This window comes from Bradyrhizobium neotropicale (assembly GCF_001641695.1).
GTDB classification, from domain to species: Bacteria; Pseudomonadota; Alphaproteobacteria; order Rhizobiales; family Xanthobacteraceae; genus Bradyrhizobium; species Bradyrhizobium neotropicale.
This window is the reverse complement of sequence record NZ_LSEF01000052.1, coordinates 140531-157826: the sequence shown is the minus strand read 5'-3', so window position 1 is coordinate 157826 and position 17296 is coordinate 140531. Positions and strand designations below refer to the sequence as shown.

The window sequence follows — 17296 nt, the reverse complement described above, 5'->3', positions numbered from 1 at the left end:
CTAGTGGTTCATCACAGTGGTTTTGACTCTTTGGCGGCAACTGGATAGGCGCGACCGAGTTTGGCGCGGGCTTTGTCGGTTGTGAACATCCATTTGATGCGGTCTCGCGCCTTGTTTCGCTGCCGTTGCCATGCTGCGATTTCTTTTCGAAGCCTTTTGGGATCGTCGATGCGACGGCCGAGACACTGGCGCTGCAGCACGCTGATCTCGCACTCGACCATATTGAGCCAGCTGGCGTGTTTCGGGGTGTAGTGGAACTCGAGGCGGCGCAGGATGCGACGGGCCTCGGCAGGCGCAAATGCCTGATATAGCGCGCCGGCCGTATGAATCGACAGATTGTCCTGCACCACACGGATGCAGGCGGCATTGGGATAGTGGACGTCGACGAGTTCGCGCATGCAGTGCGCGTAGTCGACCGCGGCGCGGTGGTCTGTAACCTTGACATTGCGCCAGCCGCGATGCGGATCGAAGGTGACGAAGAGATTGACGGTACCGTTGCGGCGATATTCGTAATCGTAGCGCTCGCGCTGTCCCGGTTGGGCAGGGATCGGCTGGCGTACCTCGCCGATCAGCTGGACTGGGGTCTCGTCGAAGCAAACCAGGGGCCGCTCGGGATCCGGCGCCTCGGCGTAGAGATCGAGCACATCCTCCATCCGGGCGACGTATTCGCCGTCGACATGAGGAATGCACCACATATCCCGGCGCCACGGCTTGAGGTCGTTGTCGGCCAGCCGGCGGCGCACGGTCTCGCCCGACAGGCTGGCGTGATCGGTGAGCTTGACCATCGCGTCGGCCAGCAATGTCAGCGTCCAGCGTTTGCGGCCGGCGGGCGGCTTGGCGCATGCCGTCGCCACCAGCAGGGCCTCTTCCTTGCCTGTCAGCTTGCGTTCCGCGCCCGGACGCGGCTCCTCACTCAAGGCCCGCTCCAGATTGCCTTCTACGAAACGGCGTTTGGTCCGGCCGACGGTGGAAAGGCTGACCCGGACGGTTCGGGCAATCTCCGCGTCGCAGCTGCCTGAATCGGCCGCCAGCACAATCTGAGCCCGTTTGAGTTTGCGGGCGGAATGCGTGCCGCCGCCGAGCATTGCCGTCAGTTCGTCCCGCTCGGCTTGGCTCAATTCGACCCGATAACGTACATTCATGCTTCGCCTCCTTGTCGGAGGCCGGGACGAATCCAGCTATGAGTCAAAAATCAGGCGCGCACTTCACCGAGAAGCAGGGACACTATCTCGCTTTCATCCATACCTACTCGTACATGTTCGGACAGCCGCCCGCCGAGGCCGACATCCAGCGGCATTTCCGCGTCAGCCCGCCGTCAGTCCACCAGATGATCCTCACCCTCGAACGCAACGGGTTCATTCGTCGCCAGCCCGGCGTCGCTCGAAGCATCGAGATCCTCTTGCCACCCGAAAAGTTGCCTATCCTCGGATGGCTCGGTATCAAAACGTCAAAATCACTGTGATGAACCACTAGCGCAACGCGGTTGGGGTTTCCAGCCTTGCTGGAAAACTTCGCTGATCAATAACCGAGGGCGCAGCCGTCCTTGCGCGGGTCGGAACCGCCCGTCAGCGTGCCCTTGTCCCAATCGATCCAGATCGCCTGGGCGCCGCCGAGCGGGCCGACAACGCTCGTGGTCTTGTGCCCGAGCTTCTTCAGTCCCTCGACGATCGCCGCCGGCACGCTGTCCTCGAGCTGATATTGGCCCTCGTAGTGCAGGCCGCGCGGCATATCGATCGCCTCCTGCACGTCGCAGCCATAGTCGAGGATGTTGGTCAGCACATGCGTCTGGCCGGTCGGCTGATACTGACCGCCCATCACGGCGAATGGCATCACGGAGCGGCCGCCCTTGGTCAGGAGGCTCGGCATGATCGTGTGCAGCGGGCGCTTGCCGCCCGCGATGCAGTTGGGATGACCGGGCTGAATGCGGAAGCCGCCGGCGCGGTTCTGGAACAGAACGCCGGTCTTGTTGGAGACGATCGCCGAGCCGAAGGAATGCGCGATCGAATTGATGAACGAGCAGACGTTGCGGTCCTTGTCCACGACTGTGATGTAGATGGTCGAGGGATTCATCGGCGGCGCGACGTTCGGCAGGTCGAGCATGCCGTCCATGCGGATCTTGCTGATGTACTCGTCGGCAAAGCCGTTGGCGAGCATCTCGGCGACGTTGATCTTCATGTGATCGGGATCGGCGATATGCATCTCGCGATTCATGTAGGCGATGCGCGCGGCCTCAGCCTCGAGATGGAAGCGCTCGACGCTGAGCGGCGCGAACCTGGTCAGATCGAATCGCGACAGGATGTTCAGCATCAGCAGCATGGTGACGCCAGGCCCGTTCGGCGGGCACTGCCAGACGTCGTAGCCCTTGTACGCGGTGCCGATCGGCGTCGTCACGTCGGTGGTGTGCGCGGCGAAATCGTCGAGCGTGTGCAGGCCGCCGATGCCGCGCAGCGTCTCGACCATGTCCTCCGCGATCGGGCCCTTGTAGAAGGCGTCGCGTCCGTCCTTGGCGATTGCCCGCAGCGTCTTGCCGAGCTCCGCCTGGCGGATGACGTCGCCGGCCACCGGCGGCTTGCCGTGCGGCAGGAGATAGCGCTCGGTGTTGGTTCCGTTCTTCAGCTTCTCGAACTGGTTCTTCCAGTCGAAGGCGATACGGGGCGCGACGACGTAGCCCTCCTCGGCCGCCTTGATCGCGGGTTGCAGCAGCCGATCGAAGCCGAACTTGCCATGGTCGCGCAGCACGGTGGCGAAGGCGTCGACCACGCCGGGAATCGAGACCGCGTGCGCCGAGGTCAGCGGCACCGAATTGATCTTGCGCTCGAGATACCAGTCGGCATTCGCCGCCTTCGGCGCCCGGCCGGAGCCGTTATAGGCGATGATGTTGCCCTCGCCACGCGGCTGGATCAGCGCATAGCAGTCGCCGCCGATGCCGGTCGATTGCGGCTCGATCACGCCGAGCACCGCCGAGCCCGCGACCGCCGCGTCCACCGCCGTGCCGCCCTCGCGCAGCACCTCGATCGCGGCGAGCGACGCCTGCGGATGCGAGGTTGCCACCATCGCGTTGGTGGCGTGGACCGTGGACCTGCCGGGGAAATGGAAGTTTCTCATGCCTGTTCTTGCTCTCTTGCCGCGGGCGCGCGTCCCGCGCGCCGTCCGAAAAACCGGGGTCTACATGACACATCCAGGCCCGGCGGGGCAATGGCTGGCATACCAGCGAAAGGCTGCCATCCGCTGCGGGAATAGACAGCTCGCTTGCGGGTTTTCCGGGCGCCGCCCGCCTGCTAAATGGGCGGCATGACTTGTCAGAACATGGCTTGCAAGGTCGCCGCCTTCTACCAGTTTGCCGCCCTGCCCGACTATCGCGAACTGCGCGAGCCGCTGCGCGCGTTCTGCGCTCGCCTGTCCCTGAAAGGCAGCGTGCTGCTCGCCCGGGAGGGTATCAACGGTACGATTGCGGGTGCACCTGATGCAATCGACGCGTTCGCCCATGAACTGGCACACGGAGCCATGTTCGGCGGCAGGCTCGACAATCTCGAATTGAAATTCTCGACCGCCGAAGAGATGCCGTTCGGCCGGCTCAAGGTGCGGCTGAAGAAGGAGATCGTCACGCTTGGCGATGAAGCTGCCGACCCGACGCGCCAGGTGGGCGTCTATGTCGACGCCACCGAGTGGAACGCGCTGATCGCCTCGCCCGATACGCTGCTGCTCGACACCCGCAACGCTTTCGAGGTCGAGATGGGCACGTTCGAGGGCGCGGTCGATCCCGGCATCAAGAGCTTCGGCCAGTTCAAGGACTTTGCGGCACGGCAGCTCGATCCGGCCAAGCACCGCAGGATCGCGATGTTCTGCACCGGCGGCATCCGCTGCGAGAAGGCGAGCGCGCATCTGCTCGCGCGCGGATTTACCGAGGTCTATCACCTCAAGGGCGGCATCCTGAAATATCTGGAAGAGGTGCCGGAGGCGCAGAGCCGCTGGCGCGGCGAATGCTTCGTGTTCGACGAGCGGGTGGCGCTCGGCCATGGCTTGCGAGAACTTGGCTTGCGAGAACTTGGCTTGCGAGAACTTGGCTTGCGAGAACTTGGCCTGCGCGAACGGGACAAGGGACAGGCACGTGACGAATGACATCAAGACGCTGAGCGAGCGCATCGACACGCTGGAAACGCGCCTCGCCTATCAGGACGACACCATCGAAACCCTGAACCAGACCATCACCGTGCAATGGAAGCAGATCGACGCGCTGACGCGGCAGATCGCACAGCTTGCCCAACGGCTCCAGGAGGCCGAGGCCAATGCGCCGGGGCCCGCGAATGAGCGGCCGCCGCATTACTGAACGGATAGACTAGAAACCAGAGGCTCTGGGCAGGAGGTTCATCACCTCGCCCGATATCATCAGGCGATCGCGCCCGGCTTCCTTTGCGCTGTAGAGCGCGCGATCGGCGGCCTCAACCAGCGACGCCCCGCCTGCACTGCGCTCGAGCGCCGGCCGGCTGACGGCGCCTCCAAGTGAGGCGGTGACGCAGCTAGAGGCCTGATTGGACGTATGGACGAGACCCGCCTCGCGGATCGCCCGGCNGCCGATCCGCGCACAGCCGGCGGCGTCGGTATTCGGCAGCAGCATCGCGAATTCCTCGCCGCCATAGCGCGCCGCGAGATCGCCGGCGCGCTGCATCTCGGCCGCGAGGATCTTGGCGACCACGCGCAGGCAGGCATCGCCCGCGGGATGGCCGTATTCATCGTTGTAGGCCTTGAAGTGATCGACATCGATCATCAGCAAGGCAAGGCTCGAACGGTCGCGATAGGCGCGCGCCCACTCCTCGTTCAGGCGCTCGTCGAAACGGCGGCGGTTGGCGAGCCCGGTGAGGCTGTCCTCGATCGCGAGGGTCTCGAGCCTGGTCTCCAGCTTCTTCTGCTCGGTGATGTCGCGCGAGATCGCGACCACGCCGTCGACATTGCCATTGTCCTTGCGCGTCGCCCGCATGCTCGATTCGAGCCAGACCTCGGCGTTCTGCCGGTGCGCATTGCGGTAGGTGACCCGCGCCTCGTCCTTCTCGCCGCGCTTCATGGCATCGACGATCGCCTGGACCTGCGGCCGATCGTCCGGATGGATGCCCGCGAGCGCGGGCGTGCCGATCAGCTGACTGGCGCGCCAGCCGACGACGCGGATCGATGAGGGCGAGACATAGCGCAGCCGCTGGTCGAGCCCGATGCGGGTCACCATGTCGCTGGAGCCTTCCGCGAGCAGCCGGAAATGGGCTTCCTTTTCGCCAAGCGCCGCCGCCATGCGTTTGCCGCGCTGCAATTGCCGCACCAGCACGGCGCCGATGATCGCGATCAGCATCACCAGCGCGAGCACGTAGAGCATGCGGGAGATCGCCGCCGCGCGCCAGGGCGCGAGCAACTCCTCCTTGTCGACGGTGGCGAGCAGGAGGAGCGGGTAGCGGCCGCTGCGCTTGAAGAAGCTGACCCGCTCGGCGCCGTCGAGCGGCGACGTGAAATGATAGGCCCCGCCCGGCCGTTGCAGGCTCGGGTCGCGGAACAGCGGCGCGTCGGCGACGCTGCGGCCGACGAATTTGTCGTTGCTCGGGTTACGCGCGATGATCATGCCGTCGCCATGCACCAGTGCCACCGAGCTGTTGCGGCCGATCTCGAACTGCTCGTAGAAGTGCGAGAGATAGTTGGCGCTGATGGTCGCCAGGACGACGCCGCCGAAGCTTCCGTCCAGCCGGTTGAAGCGGCGCGACAGCGTGACGACCGATTCGCCGTCCAGGAGGCTCTTCACGGGACGGCCGACATAGGCCTCGCGCTTCGGCGAGAACTGGTGATGACGGAAGAATTCGTCGTCGCTGAGCGTCGAGGTGACCGCGCCCGAGCCGGTCAGCCAGTTGCCCTTGTCGTCGACGATGGCGAGGCTGTGAATGCGCGGGATCGCCTTCTTGCGTATCTCCAGGAGGTTTCGCAGCTTGCCGACCGTGGCCGGATCAGTGCCGTCCATCTCCAGCCGGCTGACGACGCCGACAACCCCGGAATCCAGGAGATCGAGGCTGTCCTCGGCGTGCTGCGTCAGCGAGCGGGCGACGTTCGCCATCTCGGTCTCGGCGCTTCTGAGCACGGCATCGCGGGCGGTCCATTCGCGCCAGGCACTGACGCCGAGAATCGCCGTGCAAGTCAGCACGACGAATGCCGCCGCCCGCAACGGCAGACGGCTCCATCCGGCTCTGTGAGTAGCGACGGTCATGCGGCAGGCTTCTCCGATCGTTCCGGAAACTCTGCCGCTTCTATTATTGAACCCTGAAATAGCCGCCGGGATTCACAGCGATATGCGGGTTTTCCGTAGTCCTACGGACGCCAGCGTCCGAGGATCGCTAACAAGGTATTATCAAGCCTGTCGGAAACCGGCGGTGCCGACCCGTTAGCTGAAGATGGCCTTAACCTTGTCCCAGAGCGAGCCGTTTTCCGCCTCCGCGTCGGCCTTCGACGGCGTCGGCTGGGTGGCACTGACGGGATCGGACGCGGGGAAGGTGTCGACCAGCCCGGCGTCGAGCTTCGCGTGGGTCTCGCGATCCGCGGCGAGCGCCTTGTGCGGGTCCTCGGCGTGCTTGTCATGCGGCGCCGGATTGAATCTCTCAGCCATGATCTCCTCCATTGGCTGATCAACGCGTCCCATTTGCAGCAGTTCCCCTGTTTCGCTGACGCCTGCGGCGGTGTATCAGGAACCGCAACCATCAGGACTTTTCGTGCCCCAGTCTCCGACGAAACCTTTCATCGACGTGCTCTCCAGCCAGCGCCAGTCCACCCCGCCGGTCTGGATGATGCGGCAGGCCGGCCGATATCTGCCGGAATATCGCGAGGTCCGCGCCAAGGCCGGCGGCTTCCTCGATCTCTGCTTTTCCCCGGAACTCGCCGCGGAAGTCACGCTGCAGCCGATCCGACGGTTCGGCTTCGACGCGGCGATCATCTTCTCCGACATTCTGGTGATCCCCGACGCGCTCGGCCGCTCCGTGCGCTTCGAGGTCGGCGAAGGTCCACGGCTCGAGCCGCTGGATGATCCCGGCAAAGTCGCCACGCTGGCGTCGCGCGCCGATTTCGCCAAGCTCGCGCCGGTGTTCGAAGCCTTACGCATCGTGCGCGGCGCGCTCGATCCGAAAGTCGCGCTGATCGGCTTCTGCGGCGCGCCTTGGACGGTCGCAACCTACATGGTCGCAGGCCACGGCACGCCGGACCAGGCGCCGGCGCGGATGATGGCCTATCGGCATCCGGAGGCGTTTTCCAAAATCATCGACGTGCTCGTCGACAATTCGATCGAATATCTGCTCGCGCAGCTCGCTGCCGGCGCCGACGCCTTGCAGATCTTCGACACCTGGGCGGGCGTGCTGCCGCCGGCCGAATTCGCGCGCTGGTCAATCGAGCCGACGCGGCGCATCGTCGCCGGCGTGCGCGCCAAGGTGCCGGACGCCAGGATCATCGGCTTTCCCCGCGGCGCCGGCGCGCAGCTGCCAGGCTATGTCGAGGCAACCGGCGTCAACGCCGTCAGCATCGACTGGACCGCGGAGCCGTCCTTCATCCGCGAGCGCGTGCAGAGCAAAGTCGCCGTGCAGGGCAATCTCGATCCCTTGGTGCTGATCACCGGCGGCGATGCGCTCGACCGCGCCGTCGACACCGTGCTGGCGAACTTCGCGCAGGGACGGCTGATCTTCAATCTCGGCCACGGCATCCAGCCGGAAACGCCGATCGCCCATGTCGAGCAGATGCTGAAGCGCGTGCGCGGCTGACGTATCGAAGCGCCATCCGTTCCCTTCCCCTTGCGTGGGAGGGGAATCGCATATGAGAGTTTGGCAGGCAGCCTCCTTGCGGCCCATCCTTCGAGACGCCCGCTGTAGGCGGGCTCCTCAGGATGAGGTCTTATTTCGCGGCGAAATCCTAGACCCTCATGGTGAGGAGCGCCGCCTTACGGCGCGTCTCGAACCATGAAGGCCGAGCGCTTTCGCGCCACAAGGGCATATGCGATAGCCCTACCCCGCAAGGTGGGAGAGGGCGCAGTGTGCCGCGTAGCGACCAATGTCTCGATGTGGCTCCAGGCGGGATCGTGCGCCTCAACAAAAAACGCGAAAACAACCCCATGCAAAGTAGAAATCACTGAAGAATTTCGCCCGGGCATGGCTTGAGCCCTGCAGCCTGTAGCGACGGCGTTTGACACGTCGGGCAAAACAGGAGCACGAATGTATGATCGCGCCGATTGTGATTTCGTAGGCAGGCTTAGCGCGGCCGGCTGCGCTCGATGATCTCCGCCGCCCCCTTCGCCAGCAGATCGAGGCCCACCGCACGGCCGAGCTCGCGCGGCCGGTCGGCAGGGCCAACGCGCGAGGCTTCGATGATGGTGTTGCCGGAGAGATCGAGCACGGATGCGGCGAGCGACATCTGATCGCCGTCGATCGTCGAGAAGCTCGCGACCGGCGAGTTGCAGTGGCCGTTGAGCACCCACAGCACCTCGCGCTCGGCATCGGCGCAGGCATGCGCGGCCGGATCATCGATCGATGCGAGAATGCGCCGCGTCTGCCAGTCCTGCGCCGCGCATTCCACCGCGACGATGCCCTGCCCCGCCGCGGGCAGCATTTCCGCAGGCGTGAACTCGTAGGCGATGCGGGTCGCGAGGCCGACGCGATCGAGGCCGGAGCGCGCCATGATCAGTGCATCCGCAGGTCCCACCGCGCCGCCATCCGGCAGGCGCTGCTTCTCGCCATTGTCGAGCTTGCGGACACGCGTGTCGGCGGCACCCCGGAAGTGGATCACCTCAACTTGCGGAAACAGCCGCCGCGCATAGGCCGCGCGCCGCACCGCGTTGGTGCCGATCTTGAAACCCTTGCCACGCGACTGGCGCAGCGCTTCCAGCGTGACGCCGGCGCGCAGCACCAGCGCATCGCTCGGCGGATCGCGCGAGAGCGTGGCGCCAATCACGAGGCCCGGCGTGTCCTCATTGCCCGGCATGTCCTTCAGCGAATGCATCGCCGCCTGCAATTCGCCCGAGAGCACGGCGGCACGGATCTGCGCCACGAAAGCGCCGCCCTTGCCGCCATGCGGCAACAGCTTGCTGGTCTGGTCGAGATCGCCTGTGGTGTCGAACTTGACGATCTCGACATCGAGATCGGGCATGGCGGCGGTCAGGCGGCGCGCGATCTCTTCCGTCTGTGCCAGCGCCATCGCGCTCTTGCGTGTGCCGATCCGTAGCCGAGTAGCCAAGTCATGTGCTCCTTCTGGAAGCGCGGTTAGCGCGCATCCTCCAATATCATGTCGGAGGCCTTTTCCGCGATCATGATGATCGGCGCATTGGTGTTGCCCGACACGAGGTCCGGCATGATCGAGCCGTCGACGACGCGAAGGCCCTCGATACCCCTGACCTTCAGCCGCTGGTCGACCACCGCCAGCGCATCATTGCCCATACGGCAGGTCGAGGTCGGATGATAGATGGTGCTGCCGCGCTCGCGGCAGAAATCCAGCAGTTCCGCATCCGTGGATACCTTCACACCGGGATCGACCTCGTCGACCACGAACGGCTTCAGCGCCGGAGCGCCCAGGATCTTGCGGAGGATCTTCAGGCCTTCGACGTTGGTCGTGCGATCTGTCTCGGTCGACATGTAGTTGATGCGGATCTCCGGCGGCACGGTCGGATCGGCGCTCCTGATGCGCAGGCTGCCGCGGCTTTCGGGACGGAGCTGGCACACCGAGGCGGTGAAGCCGGAAAAATCATGCAGCTTCTCGCCCATCTTGTCGGTCGAGAACGGCAGGAAGTGGACCTGGATGTCCGGCGAGGCAAGGCGCGGGCTGGTCTTGAAGAAGGCGCCCGCGGTGCCGGCCGCGATCGTCAGCCAACCCTTGCGGAACAGCGCATAACGCGCGCCCTCGAGCGTGCGGCGGATCGGATGATTGACAGTGTCATTGAGCGTGATCTTCTGCGAGCAGCGCATCACGATGCGGACCTGCATGTGGTCCTGGAGATCATGGCCGACGCCCTGCACGTCCAGCACGACGTCGATGCCGTGCTTGCGCAGGAGATCGGCGGGACCGACGCCGGAGAGCTGCAGCAGCTGCGGCGAGTTGTAGGCGCCGCTCGACAGCACGATCTCCGTGCGCGCCCGGGCGCGGCGCAGAGCAGCGCCCTGCCGGTACTCGACGCCGACCGCACGGCGGCCCTCGAACAGGACACGCTGGCCGAGCGCGTTGGTCTCGATCTTGAGATTGCCGCGGGTCCTGGCCGGGCCAAGATAGGCCACCGCCGTCGAGGCGCGGCGACCGTTTCGCGTCGTGGTCTGGAACAGGCCGACGCCTTCCTGCTTGGCGCCATTGAAGTCGGGGTTGTAAGGCAGACCGGTCTCGACGGCGGCGTCGATGAAGGCCTTCGAGAGCGGGTCGGTCATGATCATGTCGGATACCGGCAGCGGGCCGCCGCTGCCGTGGAGTTCGCTCGCGCCGCGCTTCTGGTTCTCCGCCTTCTTGAAATAGGGCAGCACGTCGTCATAGCCCCAGCCGGTGTTGCCGAGCTGACGCCAGCGATCATAGTCCTCGTGCTGGCCGCGGACGTAGAGCAGGCCGTTGATCGAGCTCGATCCGCCCAGCGTCTTGCCGCGCGGCTGGAACACCTGACGCCCCTTCAGCTCGGGCTCCGGCTCGGTCTGGTACATCCAGTTGACGGTCTTGTCCTTGAACAGCTTGCCGTAGCCGAGCGGCACGTGGATCCAGATGTTGGCGTCCTTCGGCCCCGCTTCGAGCAGCAGCACGGTGTGCTTGCCGTTCGCGGAGAGCCGGTTGGCGAGCACGCAGCCGGCGGAGCCGGCGCCAACGATGATGTAATCGAATTCGGGATCTGACGGCGCGAGAGAGGAATTTGCGTTCATGTCTTGCTGTTCTTGTTGTTGGTTGGCGTTTCCGTTTTCGTCACTTAGCACAATCATTCGCGGAGGCGCAGCGCCTCGACCAGCGACTTGAACGCACGGGCATATTCCGCGCCGGCCCTTGCGATATCCGCACGCCCGGCGCAGGCGACCGCGGCTTCCGTCACCGCGCCGAGCAGCAGCCGCGCCAGCGGCTCNCGGCTGCCGTGCAATCAGGCCGGCCTCCATGGCCGCAGTGATGGCGCGCGGCAGCTTGCCGCCAAAATGCTGCGCGTCGATCTCGCGCCAGCGCTCCCAGCCGAGCACCGCCGGGCCGTCACGCAGGATGATTTGGCCGGTCGGGCCCTTGGCGGTCGCGGCAAAATAATGCTGGGTGCCGGCGACCATCGCTGCAAGCACGTCCTTCTCGGTGCGCGCGGCGCGATCGATCTCGATGACGAGGTCGCGCGAGACCTGATCGAACACGGCCTCGAACACGGCCTCCTTGGTCTTGAAGTGATGGTAGACCGCGCCCTTGGCGATGCGGGCGGCCTCGGCGATCTCGTCCATGGTGGTGGCGGCGAAGCCCTGCGCGCCGAACAGGCGGCGTGCAGCCGTCAGGATCGCCTCTGATGTCGCCGCCCGCCGTTCCGCCTGTTTCGCCATGGATTTCCTCTAGTCGAATTCGGCACAGGCGGCCAGTTGACTTTTCGACTGATGGTCGGTATTTACCGACTGACAGTCGGTTTTTAATCGTGAGGTGTGGCATGCCGAGCCGTGAGATCGTGGAAGCCTTTGCAAAGCGGCTGGAGGCCGGGGATTTCGTCGGCGCGATCGAGCAATTCTACACGCCCGACGCGGCCACCTATGAAAACAACGCCGCGCCGGTGGTCGGGCGGGACAAGCTGGCAGCGAAGGAGCGCGGCGTGCTCGCCGCTTTCAAGGAGGTCAAGGCCGTTCGCGTCGGACCGAGCCTGATCGAGGGCGACAACGTCGCCTCGCGCTGGATCTTCACGTTCACCAATGCCGAAGGCGTCACGCGCACGCTCGAGGAGATCGCGTGGCAGACCTGGCGGGGCGATGAACTGATCGAAGAACGGTTCTATTACGATCCCAAGCAACTGGGGCGCTGAGCTCGCCGCGATTGCTGGGTCATCGCATTTGAAAGAGAACGGGTGGGCAGCCTCCTTGCGGCCCATCCTTCGAGACGCCCGCTGTAGGCGGGCTCCTCAGGATGAGGTCTTGTTCCGCGGCGAAATCCTAGACCCTCATGGTTAGGAGCGCCGCCTTACGGTGCGTCTCGGACCATGAGGCCGAGCATGTTCACAGCTATTAATGGACCATCTGCGATTTGCTTCCCGCGACACCGTAACGCCAGCGGCGCGCATTTGTATCGATTTGTTATCGATACGAATGCTTCGGCACTTAGAAGTGATCGCACCGATGCCGGTCAGCGGGGATAATTCATAGTTCGTCAAAGGTTTGCAGCGAATTTTCCGGCTCGAGCCGGGAAAACGGCCAATGCTGCTGCAGGCTCTGGAATGCGGACCCAACTGAGTTCCTATTTCGCCGGACTGTTCGCCGGCGATCTGTCCGCTTTCGGCGGACCCGCAACCGACGAAGCCGTCGCCGGCCATATCCGCGCCGAGCAGATGTCGCTCGTGCTCGGCTATTCCGTCGGCATCATGCTCGCCAACGCCTGCAATGCGGCCGTGCTGGCCATCGCGCTGTGGCATTCGCCGGACTGGAAGCTGGCGATGATCTGGGCCGTCGTCGTGGCCGGCGCCGCGATCGCATTCGGCGTGCAATCCCACGCATCGCGCCGCATCACCAAGCCGCAATTCGTATCCCGCCGTGCGGTGCACCGGCTGGTGCGGAATGCCTTCGTCCTCGGCACCGCCTGGGGCATCGTGCCGGTCGCCTTCTTCGCAAACGCCGACACCGGCGGAAAACTCGTCATCACCTGCCTGTGCTCGGGCATGCTGGCCGGCGGTGCACTTGCCTTCGCGACGATCCCGATCGCGGCAATCGCATTCACGTTCCCCCTCTTCCTCGGCATTGCCATCTGTCTCGGCCGCAGCAACGATCTCGCTTATCTGCTGATCGCTGTCCTGGTGGCAGTCTATGGAACCGTGCTGTTGCGCGGTGTGTTCGTCAATTCCTTTGCGTTCGCGCGGCGCGTGATGCGGCAGATCGAGACGGAACGCACGGTCCGGCAGGACCCTCTTACCCACCTGCCCAACCGCTTCGCGTTCAACGAGACGCTCGATGCCGCCCTCAAGAGGCTGGGCCTGTCCGGCGAGGAATTCGCGGTGCTTCTCCTCGACCTCGATCGTTTCAAGGAGGTCAACGACAAGTTCGGCCATCCCGCCGGCGACGAATTCTTGGTCCAGGTTGCGAGCCGGCTGCAACGCTGCACCCGCGCGGCCGAACACGTCGCCCGCATCGGCGGCGACGAGTTCGCGCTGGTGATGGCCAACCTGGCACGGCCGGAAGATGCGCTCGAGATCGCCGAACGCTTCATCGCAGCCTTCGACGAGCCGTTCACGATCGAGGGCCGCGAGATCGTCGGCGCAACCAGCGTCGGCATCGTGCTGGCGCCACGCGACGGCAACACGACGCTCGACATCATGAAGAATGCCGACACCGCGCTCTACCGCGCCAAGAAGGCCGGCCCCGGCACGGTCTGCTTCTTCGAGGTCAGCGACGACAAGGCATCGCGCGACCGCAAGGCGCTGCAATCGGATCTCGAGGGTGCGATCGCGCGGGATGAGCTTTTTCTGGTCTATCAGCCGTTCCTCAATCTCGGCGAAAACCGCATCACCGGCTTCGAGGCGCTATTGCGCTGGCAGCATCCCTCGCGCGGACTGGTCCCGCCGAGCGAGTTCATTCCGATCGCGGAAGAGACCGGGCTGATCCACGAGATCGGCGAATGGGTCATCCACCGCGCCTGCGCGACGCTCGCGGACTGGCCGGAGGACATCAGGGTCGCCGTGAATTTCTCAGCGGCACAGTTTCACAACACGGCAATCCTGCAGACCATCGTTCAGGCGCTCGCCGAGGCCGAGATCGCCCCACATCGACTCGAGATCGAGATCACGGAGTCGATGCTGCTGTCGAAATATGGTTCAGCGACCTCGATCCTGAAGGCGCTCTTGCAGCTCGGCGTCACCGTGGCGCTCGACGATTTCGGCACCGGGTTCTCGTCGCTGACCTATTTGCGCAAGCTGCCGTTCAGCCGCATCAAGATCGACCAGTCCTTCATCCGCGACATGCTGGCGCAGCCGGACTGCGCGGCGATCGTCAAATCGGTGATCGCCCTCGCGCGGGACTTGCGGATCGGCGTGGTCGCGGAAGGGGTCGAGACCGCCGATGAGCTGGAATATCTGCGCCAGACCCAGTGCGACGAAGTGCAAGGCTATCTCATTGGCCGGCCGGTGACGGCCGAGCAGGTGCTGGCGCTGCTCGACCCGAAGAAGCGCCGCGCGACCTACGCGGCTTGATCCAGAGCCTGTACGATCTCATGGCCCTCCCGACACTGGGCAGGTGATGTCATTTTTGCCCCGAAATCGGATGTCGGTGGGGATGAAGGCAGTCCGCCAAGGGCGAAGAGCGGTCATTCAAGCAAGCAGAGAGCGAATTAGCTTGCGTCGCTTTGAGTCCTTTAGCACTCTCTGGCAAGGAGGCCGACGCATGAAGAAAATGACCGTCGCGTGTGCTGTTGGAACGGCCCTTGTGCTGTGTAACCTTGGGACGTCTGGTGCTGAAGCCCGGGCGCGAAAGGCCCAGGTCGTTGGTGAACCACGGCAGAGGCTTGTCGTTACGCCGCCCGTGATAACGCCAACTCCGTGGGATTATTATGTTGTTCCACGATATCGTTATCGCCCTGAGGACGACCGGGTCGATCCATACGGCCCGCCCCTGGTGTCGTCGTGGGTCCGCTATGAGGGGTGGCGGTGGCCATACTGGTGGTGATCGGCGACTGACGGACGTGGAACTGAATAGGAACGCCGGGACACAACCGCGCATCGTGACGCTGCATTGTGGCTAAGGGCTAACGACGGCGGCCTTGGCATCAAGCGCTATTTGCTGCCAGGATCGCCAACGTGATCTCGCCATCGGTAATGTAGTGGTTGACCCGTTCGGTGAGGAGATTCTCGCCGGCTTGATAGACTTTCACCGCTTCGATGGATCGGTTCTTCCTCAACTCGCCGACAATATACTCGCGCTCTGCAACGGTATCCGAATCCGTGGCGTGGGTGATCTGAAACGACAGACGGGTGAGGGATAGGCCGGTGTCTCTGGTGCCGGCTCCCACCCAAAGAACGCTTTCATTGTCCGGCGGACGTTCGGTGTTGAGCCAAAACTCAGTCGTTCCCCAGGTCGCCTGCGCACGCATTTGGCTCAAAGCCCAGAACCGTATGTGGTGGCGTTTCCGCGGACTGTTATCGATCGCCCTTTGAAAACCGATGTCCTGGCCTCGCCCGAAGAGATAGAGGGTGCTGAATGGCGCGGTGGGGTATGGAGTATTGAACACAAAGGCTCGGACCATTCCCCATGAGCTGGCCAGACCGAGCCGATCGGCTTCCGACCAGCCGAGCGCTGCGAAGGCTTCGCGAAGCTGCTGGAGCGTGCCGACGAGCACGACATTCACGGGGTCTCCAGGCAATCCGTCGCCGGTAATCGCATAACTCGGCACTCGCTTGCTTTGGAGGATCTTCAGGCCGATCCGAATGGCACGCGGCAGAACGATATAAGCGGCAAGGCCGTAGGTAACAGCGACGGCCAGAATCCAAGGTAGCCTGCGGTCCGCGGTTTCAAAGACGACAAAGACAATCAACCAGATGCAGAAGAGCCCCAGTCCAAAGATCAGCAAACGTTGCACGAAACGCTTGAGCAATCTCATGATCTTGCCCCGCCTAGTGGAGAACCCGTTCAGGCTGGCAGCTTCTCGAGGCTGGCTTGGTTCGGCAGACTACGCCCGTATTGCAGTCTGAGCAAACAATCCCGGATTAATCAGTACGCGCCCTGCGTCAGATCGCGTCCGCCCGAAGCAGGGTGTCCACCGTGATGGTGCCGCGGGCGCGCGAGACGCAGGCGCAGATCTTCTGGTTGCTCTCCTTCTGATGATCGCTGAAGAAGACGTCGCGGTGGTCGATCTCGCCATCGACCTCGACCACGTCGACAGCACACAGCCCGCATTCGCCGCGCTTGCAGTCGTACATCACCTCGTGGCCGCTCGCATTGAGCACGTCCAGCATCGAGCGCTCACGGGGGATTTCGAGCTCGACATCGGAGCCCTTCAGGCGCACGCGGAACGTCTCGGTCGGCAGCGTGCCGCTGGAACCGAAGGTCTCGTAGCGGAGGTCGGGAAGCGGATGGCCCGCGGCGATCCAGGTGTGGCGCGCGGCGTCCAGCATCCGCATCGGGCCGCAGAACAGCGCGAGCGCGCCTTGCGGCAGCGACGCAAACAGCGCAGCGAGATCGAGCCGCTTGCCTTCGTCGCCGGCGTGGACGACCAGACGGTCGCCGAGCACAGCGGCGAGATCGTCGAGGTAGGCGGCATCGCCGCGCGACCGCACGGCGTAGTGCAGCGACACCTTCGCGCCGCGCCGCGCCAGCGCCTGAGCCGCGCCGACGATCGGCGTGATGCCGATGCCGCCGGCGATCAGGCAGTAATTTTCACGCGCCCAATCGACCGCGAGCAGCGAGGCGGGCTGGGTGATGTCGAGCCGCGCCCCCGGCGCCAGCTGCCACATGTAGCGTGAGCCGCCGCGGGAATCCTCGGCGCGGCGCACCGCGATGCGGAAGCCGCGCGACGAGGCCTCGCCGACCAGCGAATAGGACCGCGTCTCCGGCTGGCCGTCGATGGTGACGCTGACATTGATGTGGCTGCCGACCGGATAGGCGGCGCCGTCGAATTGATCCGGCAGGATCAGGAATTCGCGGATGCCGGGCGCGAGGTCACGCGTCGAGACGAGCGTGGCCGGAGTCCAAGTTTCGATGAAGCGCATGGCTACTGCCCTCAATCGGTTGCGGTCTTGATCAGCGCAAGCGCCGGCAAGAGGTCGAGATGGGTCCGGTTGCGCAGCGCGAGCCGCAAATTGCGCACGGCGAGCCGCGCGTGCTCGCGCATCACGGCTTCGGCGCGCGCGCCCTCGCGGTTCTCGATCGCATCGATCACGACGCGATGATGCTCCTGCCCGATGATCAGGATCTGCTGCGCTTCGGGCAGCGCCGATTGCGCCATCACGAAGCCGCTGGGCGAGGCGAACGGCAGCGCGGAGGCGCGGTCGATCTGCCTTATCAAGGGCGGGCTGCGCGACAATTCGGTGAGCAGCGCGTGGAAACGCGCGTTCAGCGTGACATAGGACGAGAACGCATCGACCGAGATCGGCACCTGCCGCAGCAATTCGTCGATCGCCCCGAGGCACTCC

Annotated in this window: 16 protein-coding genes and 2 pseudogenes; 6 read left to right on the top strand and 12 right to left on the bottom strand. The window is 64.5% G+C overall.

Annotation, left to right across the window (positions count from 1 at the left end):
* Window positions 1-11 precede the first annotated feature (11 nt).
* The gene (locus AXW67_RS17800; RefSeq protein ID WP_063675747.1) at window positions 12-1142 is read right to left on the bottom strand and encodes an IS630 family transposase; all 1131 of its coding nucleotides are present in this window, start codon (window positions 1140-1142) and stop codon (window positions 12-14) included.
* A gap of 38 nt (window positions 1143-1180) precedes the next feature.
* On the opposite strand from AXW67_RS17800, the gene AXW67_RS17795 reads away from it, so the two are divergent.
* Entirely contained in the window at window positions 1181-1462 is a 282-nt protein-coding gene (locus tag AXW67_RS17795; protein ID WP_063675745.1) for a LexA family protein, read from the top strand.
* Window positions 1463-1518: 56 nt separating this feature from the next.
* Here the strand turns inward: AXW67_RS17795 and ggt are convergent, their stop codons facing one another.
* Window positions 1519-3105, bottom strand: coding sequence for a gamma-glutamyltransferase (gene ggt, locus AXW67_RS17790; RefSeq protein WP_063678901.1), 1587 nt, complete (start codon window positions 3103-3105; stop codon window positions 1519-1521).
* 201 nt (window positions 3106-3306) lie between these two features.
* Between ggt and trhO the strand changes: the two genes are divergently transcribed.
* Window positions 3307-4119: an oxygen-dependent tRNA uridine(34) hydroxylase TrhO gene (gene trhO, locus AXW67_RS17785; RefSeq protein WP_082907940.1), complete on the top strand. Its 813-nt coding sequence runs from the start codon at window positions 3307-3309 to the stop codon at window positions 4117-4119.
* Window positions 4109-4327, top strand: coding sequence for a SlyX family protein (locus tag AXW67_RS17780; RefSeq protein ID WP_063678900.1), 219 nt, complete (start codon window positions 4109-4111; stop codon window positions 4325-4327). Before trhO ends, AXW67_RS17780 begins: the two co-directional genes overlap by 11 nt.
* A gap of 9 nt (window positions 4328-4336) precedes the next feature.
* Here the strand turns inward: AXW67_RS17780 and AXW67_RS44140 are convergent.
* The 3 genes and pseudogenes from AXW67_RS44140 to AXW67_RS17770 all read right to left on the bottom strand — a co-directional run.
* Window positions 4337-4569, bottom strand: a pseudogene (locus tag AXW67_RS44140) (diguanylate cyclase); the annotation flags it as partial.
* A gap of 1 nt (window position 4570) precedes the next feature.
* On the bottom strand, window positions 4571-6232 hold a 1662-nt coding region (locus tag AXW67_RS17775; RefSeq protein WP_245315599.1), incomplete at its 3' end, for a sensor domain-containing diguanylate cyclase.
* Window positions 6233-6406: 174 nt separating this feature from the next.
* Window positions 6407-6628 (bottom strand): hypothetical protein, encoded by a 222-nt coding sequence (locus AXW67_RS17770; RefSeq protein ID WP_063678913.1) that lies wholly within the window; start codon window positions 6626-6628, stop codon window positions 6407-6409.
* 103 nt (window positions 6629-6731) lie between these two features.
* Between AXW67_RS17770 and hemE the strand changes: the two genes are divergently transcribed.
* Window positions 6732-7766, top strand: a complete 1035-nt coding sequence (hemE, locus tag AXW67_RS17765; RefSeq protein WP_063678898.1) for a uroporphyrinogen decarboxylase — start codon at window positions 6732-6734, stop codon at window positions 7764-7766.
* Window positions 7767-8250: 484 nt separating this feature from the next.
* On the opposite strand, the gene hemC is transcribed toward hemE, so the two are convergent.
* The 4 genes and pseudogenes from hemC to AXW67_RS40600 form a co-directional block, all read right to left on the bottom strand.
* The gene (gene hemC, locus AXW67_RS17760; RefSeq protein ID WP_082907939.1) at window positions 8251-9231 is read right to left on the bottom strand and encodes a hydroxymethylbilane synthase; all 981 of its coding nucleotides are present in this window, start codon (window positions 9229-9231) and stop codon (window positions 8251-8253) included.
* 26 nt (window positions 9232-9257) lie between these two features.
* On the bottom strand, window positions 9258-10883 hold the full coding sequence (locus AXW67_RS17755) for a GMC family oxidoreductase (protein ID WP_063678912.1): 1626 nt from the start codon (window positions 10881-10883) through the stop codon (window positions 9258-9260).
* A 53-nt stretch (window positions 10884-10936) separates the two neighbouring features.
* Window positions 10937-11077, bottom strand: a pseudogene (locus AXW67_RS44860) (TetR/AcrR family transcriptional regulator); the annotation flags it as partial.
* Window position 11078: 1 nt separating this feature from the next.
* Window positions 11079-11525 (bottom strand): TetR/AcrR family transcriptional regulator (locus AXW67_RS40600; RefSeq protein ID WP_245315597.1); only part of this gene is annotated, 447 nt, incomplete at its 3' end.
* 101 nt (window positions 11526-11626) lie between these two features.
* Here AXW67_RS40600 and AXW67_RS17750 point away from each other — a divergent pair.
* Together AXW67_RS17750 and AXW67_RS17745 are read left to right on the top strand one after the other, a co-directional pair.
* Window positions 11627-11992: a nuclear transport factor 2 family protein gene (locus tag AXW67_RS17750; protein WP_027552912.1), complete on the top strand. Its 366-nt coding sequence runs from the start codon at window positions 11627-11629 to the stop codon at window positions 11990-11992.
* Window positions 11993-12400: 408 nt separating this feature from the next.
* Window positions 12401-14362 carry a putative bifunctional diguanylate cyclase/phosphodiesterase gene (locus tag AXW67_RS17745; protein WP_063678896.1) on the top strand — a complete coding sequence of 654 codons (1962 nt, stop codon included), beginning with the start codon at window positions 12401-12403 and terminating at the stop codon, window positions 14360-14362.
* A gap of 572 nt (window positions 14363-14934) precedes the next feature.
* On the opposite strand, the gene AXW67_RS17740 is transcribed toward AXW67_RS17745, so the two are convergent.
* The 3 genes from AXW67_RS17740 to AXW67_RS44135 form a co-directional block, all read right to left on the bottom strand.
* Entirely contained in the window at window positions 14935-15765 is an 831-nt protein-coding gene (locus tag AXW67_RS17740; RefSeq protein WP_063678895.1) for an LssY C-terminal domain-containing protein, read from the bottom strand.
* A 127-nt stretch (window positions 15766-15892) separates the two neighbouring features.
* A complete protein-coding gene (locus AXW67_RS17735; protein WP_063678894.1) occupies window positions 15893-16873 on the bottom strand; it encodes a PDR/VanB family oxidoreductase in 981 nt (326 codons plus the stop codon).
* Between the two features lie 11 nt (window positions 16874-16884).
* The coding region (locus AXW67_RS44135; RefSeq protein ID WP_245315596.1) for an FCD domain-containing protein at window positions 16885-17296 on the bottom strand (412 nt) is incomplete at its 5' end.